1 protein-coding gene is annotated in these 326 nt (G+C 45.1%); it reads left to right on the top strand.

What is annotated here, in order from left to right; all coding sequences use genetic code 11:
* Nucleotides 1–326, top strand: a 326-nt coding sequence (locus ACFIO5_RS10535; protein ID WP_375705373.1) for an ABC transporter transmembrane domain-containing protein, incomplete at both ends; no start/stop codon positions are given.

The following is a 326-nucleotide window of genomic DNA, read 5'->3' as shown; positions in this document are numbered from 1 at the left end:
TGAACTTGTTTCACGGCTTTTAACAGATACCACTCAAATAAAATTGGCTGTTGGTTCAACCGCTTCTACGGCTTTGCGTCATCTGATTGTGGTGATTGGAGCGATTGTTATGATGGTTATCACCAATGCCAAATTGTCTTCGCTTGTTTTGCTTGCTATCCCTTTTGTTGCTATTCCGTTAGTTGTCTTTGGGCGCAAGGTTCGTACACGTACACGCGCTGCGCAAGATCGTATTGCAGATGCCAACGCTTTAGCAACTGAACAGGTCAGCGCCATTCGCACTGTGCAGGCCTTTACCGCTGAAAAGCTTGTTTCTAAACGTTTTT

This window comes from Bartonella sp. AA86SXKL, assembly GCF_042196885.1.
The sequence above is the reverse complement of the archived record's forward strand: the minus strand, read 5'-3'. Positions and strand labels throughout refer to the sequence as shown.